At 44.7% G+C, this 7,188-nt stretch carries 6 protein-coding genes and 1 pseudogene; all 7 read left to right on the top strand.

Annotated elements, in window-relative coordinates; genetic code table 11:
- Window positions 1-2,881 (top strand): annotated as a pseudogene (gene gltB / locus UF75_RS23860) (glutamate synthase large subunit); the annotation flags it as partial.
- A gap of 30 nt (window positions 2,882-2,911) precedes the next feature.
- Window positions 2,912-4,396, top strand: a complete 1,485-nt coding sequence (locus UF75_RS23855; RefSeq protein ID WP_045577014.1) for a glutamate synthase subunit beta — start codon at window positions 2,912-2,914, stop codon at window positions 4,394-4,396.
- A gap of 699 nt (window positions 4,397-5,095) precedes the next feature.
- Window positions 5,096-5,674 carry a Uma2 family endonuclease gene (locus UF75_RS23850; protein WP_045577013.1) on the top strand — a complete coding sequence of 193 codons (579 nt, stop codon included), beginning with the start codon at window positions 5,096-5,098 and terminating at the stop codon, window positions 5,672-5,674.
- A gap of 130 nt (window positions 5,675-5,804) precedes the next feature.
- Complete coding sequence (locus tag UF75_RS23845) at window positions 5,805-6,062, top strand: hypothetical protein (protein ID WP_045577012.1); 258 nt, start codon at window positions 5,805-5,807, stop codon at window positions 6,060-6,062.
- Window positions 6,063-6,239: 177 nt separating this feature from the next.
- Complete coding sequence (locus UF75_RS30930) at window positions 6,240-6,374, top strand: hypothetical protein (protein ID WP_282433857.1); 135 nt, start codon at window positions 6,240-6,242, stop codon at window positions 6,372-6,374.
- 169 nt (window positions 6,375-6,543) lie between these two features.
- A complete protein-coding gene (locus UF75_RS30530) occupies window positions 6,544-6,669 on the top strand; it encodes a recombinase family protein (RefSeq protein WP_082075318.1) in 126 nt (41 codons plus the stop codon).
- Between the two features lie 62 nt (window positions 6,670-6,731).
- Complete coding sequence (locus UF75_RS26620) at window positions 6,732-7,118, top strand: 4Fe-4S dicluster domain-containing protein (protein WP_052693590.1); 387 nt, start codon at window positions 6,732-6,734, stop codon at window positions 7,116-7,118.
- Window positions 7,119-7,188 lie beyond the last annotated feature (70 nt).

Here is a 7,188-nt window from a genome sequence, read left to right as displayed (position 1 = left end):
CTAGTATCATTTTTGGAGCATCCGATCCTGACCAATGAACAGCTGGCTACGATTAAGCAGCTCAATAATGACAAACTCAAAACAGTAACCCTATCCATCCTTTATAAAGCCTCGAAAGGGGTAAAGTCGATGGAAAAAGCCTTGGAAAGGATTTTTAGAGAAACCGATAAGGCGATCAGCGAAGGGGCCAATATCATTATTCTTTCTGACCGAGGCGTTAATGAGACTTATGCAGCTATCCCTGCACTTTTAGCGTCTTCAGGGCTTCATCATCACTTGATCAGAAAAGAGATCAGGACCAACATGGGAATCGTCCTGGAATCAGGAGAACCCAGAGAAGTGCACCATTTCTGTACCCTGATTGGGTATGGTGTTACAGCCATAAATCCGTATCTAGCCTATGAAACCGTTAAGGATCTTTCGGAAAAAGGGTTACTGGACGGACTAACCTATGAAGAGGGTAAAAAGAACTTCATTAAGGCCTCTGTCAAAGGAATTCTTAAAGTTCTCACAAAGATGGGTATTTCAACCGTGCGAAGCTACCATGGTTCCCAAAATTTTTGAGGCAGTTGGTCTTAGAAAAGATCTGATCGATAAGTATTTCACGATGACTCCCTCAAGAGTGGAAGGAATAGGACTTGAAGAAATTGCTTTAGAAAATCAGATGCGGCATGAAAGCGCCTATCTTGAAAATTCACCGTATACCGATACCTTGGAAGTGGGTGGGTACTTTCAGTGCAAAGAGGACGGGGAAATTCATCTCTATAATCCTGAAACCATCTATATGCTTCAAAAAGCATGCAGGGAAGAAAATTACTCCCTCTTCAAAGATTTCTCTAAAAAGGTCAATGAAGAAGAAATATGCACGCTAAGAAATCTTCTTGATTTCAAATACAATCCGGGGGATACGATCCCAATCGAAGAAGTAGAATCAGTAGATTCCATCGTCAAAAAGTTTAAGACCGGGGCTATGTCCTATGGCTCAATCAGCAAGGAAGCTCACGAATGTCTGGCGATCGCTATGAATAGACTGGGCGGAAAGAGCAACACCGGTGAAGGTGGCGAGGATAGCGAACGATTCACGACCATGGCCAATGGGGACACTAAAAATAGTGGCATCAAGCAGGTTGCTTCTGGACGCTTCGGCGTGACCAGCAACTACCTTGTAAATGCTCAAGAGATCCAGATAAAAATGGCACAGGGAGCAAAACCGGGTGAAGGTGGACAGCTTCCAGGTCGTAAGGTTTATCCGGAAATTGCCAAGGTAAGGCATTCAACGCCAGGTGTCGATCTGATTTCTCCACCGCCTCATCATGATATCTATTCGATTGAAGATTTGGCTGAACTCATTCATGACCTTAAAAATGCTAACAAAGATGCGCGGATTAGCGTCAAGCTCGTTTCTGAAGTGGGTGTTGGAACCATTGCTGCAGGGGTAGCCAAAGGAAAAGCGGATGTTATTCTGATCAGTGGGTATGACGGAGGGACAGGAGCATCTCCGAGAACAAGCATTAGAAATGCAGGACTTCCATGGGAGCTGGGGCTAGCCGAAACGCATCAGACTTTGGTTCTCAACAAGTTAAGAGATAGAGTGGTTGTTGAAACCGATGGTAAGCTGCTTTCAGGAAGAGATGTTGTGATTGCTGCAATGCTTGGAGCGGAGGAATTTGGCTTTGCGACAACCCCTCTGATTGCCATTGGCTGCGTCATGATGAGGGTTTGTAACCTCAACACATGTCCTGTTGGGATAGCCACGCAAGATGAAACGTTAAGAAAGAACTTTACTGGTAAACCTGAGTATGTTGAAAATTTTATGCGCTTTGTCGCACAGGAAATGCGCGAAATTATGGCTAAACTGGGCTTTAGGACCATCACTGAAATGGTTGGACGCACAGATAGACTTAAAACCAAGGAGAATATTAAGCACTGGAAGGCAATGAATCTCGATCTGTCTCAGATTCTGTATCAACCATATGCGGGTGCCGATCTCAGTCGCTTTAACACCCAATCCCAGAATCATATGCTGGAAAAATCACTCGATATGAAAAAGTTACTGAGGATGTGTAAGCCAGCGCTTGAGAACCGGAAATCCATCAGGGCTAAACTGAAGATTAATAATGTCGACAGAGTTGTCGGAACCATCGTCGGAAGTGAAATTTCGAAGCGATTCGGCCTCAATGGACTTCCCGAAGATACGATCAAACTTACCTTTGTGGGCTCAGCAGGACAGAGTTTTGGAGCATTCATTCCCAAAGGAATGTCTCTTGAACTGGAGGGAGATTCCAACGATTATTTAGGAAAGGGCCTTTCCGGTGGGAAAATTGTGGTTTATCCTCCCAAAGCTTCTGGCTTTGATCCTGAGAAAAATATTCTGATCGGAAATGTCGCTTTTTACGGGGCAACATCGGGAGAAGCCTATATCAACGGAATAGCTGGGGAACGATTCTGTGTCAGGAATAGCGGAGTTAAAGCGGTTGTTGAAGGTGTGGGTGATCATGGCTGTGAATATATGACCGGCGGTAAAGTGGTTGTCCTGGGTAAGACGGGAAGAAACTTTGCAGCGGGAATGTCGGGTGGTGTAGCCTATATTTTGGACTTTGACGACATATACTGCAACAAGTCCATGGTGTTATTAGAAAAAATTCAATCTAAAGAAGAACTGAATGAAGTTCAGAAAATGATTGGGAAACATGTTGAGTATACCGGAAGTCCACTGGGCAAGAAAGTTCTTGAGGACTGGAAAGGCTATTCGCTGAGATTTAGCAAGGTCATTCCTAAAGATTACAAACGCATGCTTGAAAACATTGATAAGGCTCACAAGGCGGGCTTAAGCGGCGAAGAAGCCTTGATGGTCGCGTTCAAAGAGCATTTTAAAAATTAAGGACTTTAAGAAATTAAGGTGGGACTTACAATGGGAAAAGTGACCGGATTTTTAGAGTATGAAAGAGTCAATCCGAAAAAACGTCCTCCAGATGAAAGAATTAAAGACTGGAATGAACTAAAGCTTCCCCAAAACCTTGAGACCATAAAGACTCAGGGCGCGAGATGTATGAACTGCGGAGTTCCTTTTTGCAATGGCGGGGTTCTGTTAAACGGTATGGCAGCAGGATGTCCTGTGCACAATCTCATTCCTGAGTGGAATGAGCTGGTTTATAAGGGACAATGGGAGGACGCTTACAAAAGGTTGATTAGAACCAACCCGTTCCCGGAATTTACTGGAAGAGTATGTCCTGCACCCTGTGAAGGGTCATGCACAGAAGGACATATTCTGGAGTCGGTTACCATCAACAGTCTGGAATATGAAATTATTGAGAAAGCCTTTGCCGGAGGCTGGGTAGTCCCGAAAAAACCAAAAGCAACCGGGAAGAAAATCGCAGTTGTCGGTTCAGGCCCAGCCGGGATGTCAGCAGCCTATTATTTAAATCTCGTCGGGCATGACGTAACGGTTTACGAGAGAAACGACAGAGTCGGTGGTTTACTGATGTACGGGATTCCCAATATGAAGCTCGAAAAACGAATTGTGGAAAGACGCCTCGAGCTGATGAAGGCTTCAGGAATCCAATTCGTGCTAAATACTGAGGTAGGCAAAGACGTCCGAGCTCAGGAACTCGTTGATCAGTATGACGCGGTTGTGCTGTGTGCAGGTGCAACCAAGGCGAGAGGTCTGGATGTGGAAGGAAAAGAACTTAAGGGGGTTCACTTTGCGGTGGATTTCCTGAAGGATAATACCAAAAGCCTCTTGGATTCCGAGCTTAAGGACGGCAACTATATCAGCGCCAAAGGGAAAAATGTCATTATCCTGGGTGGAGGGGATACAGGAACTGATTGTGTTGCCACATCCATACGGCATGGTTGCGAGAGTGTCTACCAGTTTGAAATTATGCCCGAACCGCCTGAAAAAAGAAGAGAAGCGTCTAATCCATGGCCGGAATGGCCGCTGAAACTTAAAGTGGACTACGGTCAGGAAGAGGCCATCAGCCTCTATGGAAAGGATCCGAGAAATTACCTTATCTCCACGAAAAAGATTGTGGGAAATGAGAAGGGTGAAGTTAAGGAAGTTCATACCGTTGAAATCTCCTGGGTTAAGAACTCCTCTGGAAGAATGATACCTCAAGAGATTCCGGGCAGCGAAAAGGTATGGAAAGCTGACCTTGTGTTACTGGCTATGGGATTTTTAGGTCCGGAAGATACGATACCGAAAGAGCTTAAGCTTGAGAGAGATTTTAGGAGCAATGTGCAAGCGGAATACGAAGTTTTCGAGACCAATGTGGAGAAGGTCTTCGCTGCTGGCGACATGAGAAGAGGGCAGAGTCTCGTTGTTTGGGCGATCCAGGAAGGAAAGCTTGTAGCTCGAGAAGTCGATAAATATCTAATGGGTAAGAGTGTGCTTAAATAGGGAGACTTCGCATTAGCAACGCTCATCCGAGCGCTCGTGGCGGAGACTTCGCATTAGCACCGCTCATCCCGGCGCTCGTGGACCAAACTAGTTGTTCATGCGCCTTATGAAAGAGGCGGGGTTCCCGCAAAATCGCCCTCCGTGGCTCAGTTGGCGGCTTCGCACGTCGTGTGCTCAGCCCCGCTGATGCATGTCGCGCTTTCACAAAGTTTGGTAACCACTCGCTTGAAGGATTCGCTAACGCTAAAGCGAAGTCTCTGGCCGGGTAACGACTTCGCTTTAGCTTCGCTCATCCCACTGTCGAAACTGAGATTAATTTAGTTGTGAACTGGCTAAAATAAACAAACGTGCAAATCCCTAATTGCACGTTTGTTTATTGGATAGACTTTGTTTATATCGCTCAGAGTACTTAAAGGCCATAGATGAATTATCGGAATATAAAGGAGCAAAAGGGTCTGTACAATTTCCTATTGAAAAACCACTACCTTATCAATTAATAAGCAAGATAGTTGAATTTAGAGTTGCCGAGAATATAAAACTCGCCGAAACTAAATTTAAAAAGAAGAAATAAACAATTGCAGCCACATTGTAACTCTAATTATGTTATGGCAGTTATCCTGCCGACTATTCGCCTTTATAAAAGCTATACCGTATGATATAATTCATATAAGGAAGAAACTGGAACGGGAGGGCGAACCCATGAGTGAACCTGCGTTGAGTCAGACGGTGTATTACAATTATACCGACTACTTGTCTTGGACAAATGGGAAACGATATGAGTTGATTGATGGCATTCCTATAGAGATGACTCCAGCGCCTTCGCGCATACACCAAAAAGTCTTAGGGGATCTCTATAACCAGTTCTACAACTATCTGAAGGATCAACCTTGTGAAGTTTACATCGCCCCTTTCGATGTGCGGTTACCAGGCTCAGGGGAACAGGATGAGACTTCCAGTACCGTCGTACAGCCCGATCTGGTGGTGGTTTGTGATCCAAAAAAACTGGATGACAGAGGGTGCAAAGGAGCCCCAGATTTAATCATCGAGGTATTGTCGCCAGAGACGGCAAAAAAGGATCTTTCGGTAAAATTGCGACTTTATGAGCGGGTCGGCGTATTTCAATACTGGGTAGTCCATCCAGTGGACAAAACGGTTATGGTTTTCTTGCTCGATGAGCAGGATCAGTACAGTAAGCCTAGTGTTTTTGGCGAATGCGATCAAATGAAGGTTGAACATCTTAATGGATTTGTCATTGACTTTTGTAGCGTTTTCAAGTGAAGCAGGGCATGGAACCTCATATAGAAGTGGGAGTCTCGGAGACATGTAAGTAGATTCTTTAATGAAAATTGGACCAGTTTAGCATAAAATCCTCTAGCGCATCATAAGTTGTGGCAAGGGAGGGAGTGCCATGGCTATGTTTGATCTAACCACTGGGATGAGTTATGCTTTTTTTCTCCTTTGCCTGGTGCTCGGTTGGGGTGCCGCTGGAGCCCTTGATTTTGATGGTATTTTGCGTCGTTCCACATCCCGTGGGGGACGGTTTCTACTCCGCTTAGGGGTAGCACTGGTATTGGCTGAGGGTTTCCGCCTTTTCTTAAGCATTGTGTTGGGTCCTATTCTGGATATGTTTGTTAATCAGAGCATTAATGGATTTAAGTCATTTTAATAAACTAAGCTAAATGGAAAGCCTTCACCTACTTAGGTGTGTAGGCTTTCCCTTTAGCTAGTCAGACCTGATGCCATAATGCACAAGCCTATAATGTAAAAAACGTTTTATATTCAGCGTAAAATGCTTGAGAACAGTCATTTCCATTGTCTTTCCGCGTAAGTTCCAGGTGCCTTCGTGGAAAGACAACTGTTGAGAGATATGTTTCTGCGGATGATGCATGTGGAGACCTGTGTACTGCTATATCATAAGGATTATATGGTAGGGGAAAAGGGCAAGAAGGTTACGGTTGAGGTTGGGATGAATAAGTAAAAGTTAAAAACTGAATCCACTTATATTCAAGGGCATTTGCTGGATAAAGGCATGAAGCAGGTGCTTTTTAATATGGGTAGGTTTTAGTTAACGCCGATTTAAACAGGGTAAGTTTTCGGTTAATACCAAGCGGTTTCTTGGGTATGACAAGGACAAAAACGGCAATCTTGTGGTTAATGAAGAGCAAGCCTCAGTTGTCAGGCGAATCTTTGCAGATTATTTTTCTGGTATGGGTATAGCCCGGATTGCCAAAGGTTTAAGGGAGGATGGGATCGCACTCTTACCGGCAAGGTAAAATGGGCTGAGTCTACGAATTTGGTGCTGACCCCACAGTATGGAGCAAGGGTCCGTTTTGGCATGGTCGTTACCGAAGCGGAGTTACAGTCGGACCAATTGTTAGAGCAAACTATTTGTAGCAAGTGCAACAAATGTGTAAATGCCTGCCCGGCAGGAGCACTGACAGATTGGGAAAAAAACTATGACCCGTCCACAGGCTGGCGGATGGATAAGGAAAAATGTTACACTATATCTTTGTTCAACTTGCTGGACGCCGATGTGGTATGTGCATCGGTAGCTGCTCATTTAGCAAGTAAACTAGGGATCGTAGGGACTGCAGTCATTGCAGTTGGGTTAATGGCAATTCCTGCTTTGGCAGATACGAATTCCAATTCAAATGGGTCGTGGTTTGCTAAAATGCAAACATTGATCAAACATTTACACCTGAACAGCATCAGCAATTCATGAGTTCCCCTGCAATGCAGCAACTACACAATTCTCCTGAAATGCAACAAGCAATGCAAGAACAGGACTTTGG

The sequence above is a fragment of the Desulfosporosinus sp. I2 genome, from assembly GCF_000960765.1.
GTDB lineage: Bacteria > Bacillota > Desulfitobacteriia > Desulfitobacteriales > Desulfitobacteriaceae > Desulfosporosinus.
The sequence above is the reverse complement of the archived record's forward strand: the minus strand, read 5'-3'. Positions and strand labels throughout refer to the sequence as shown.

Coding starts and splice junctions, on each gene's coding strand:
- UF75_RS23850 (WP_045577013.1), top strand. CDS start 5,096: ATGAGTGAACCTGCGTTGAGTCAGACGGTGTATTACAATTATACCGAC.
- UF75_RS23845 (WP_045577012.1), top strand. CDS start 5,805: ATGGCTATGTTTGATCTAACCACTGGGATGAGTTATGCTTTTTTTCTC.
- UF75_RS26620 (WP_052693590.1), top strand. CDS start 6,732: ATGGTCGTTACCGAAGCGGAGTTACAGTCGGACCAATTGTTAGAGCAA.
- UF75_RS23855 (WP_045577014.1), top strand. CDS start 2,912: ATGGGAAAAGTGACCGGATTTTTAGAGTATGAAAGAGTCAATCCGAAA.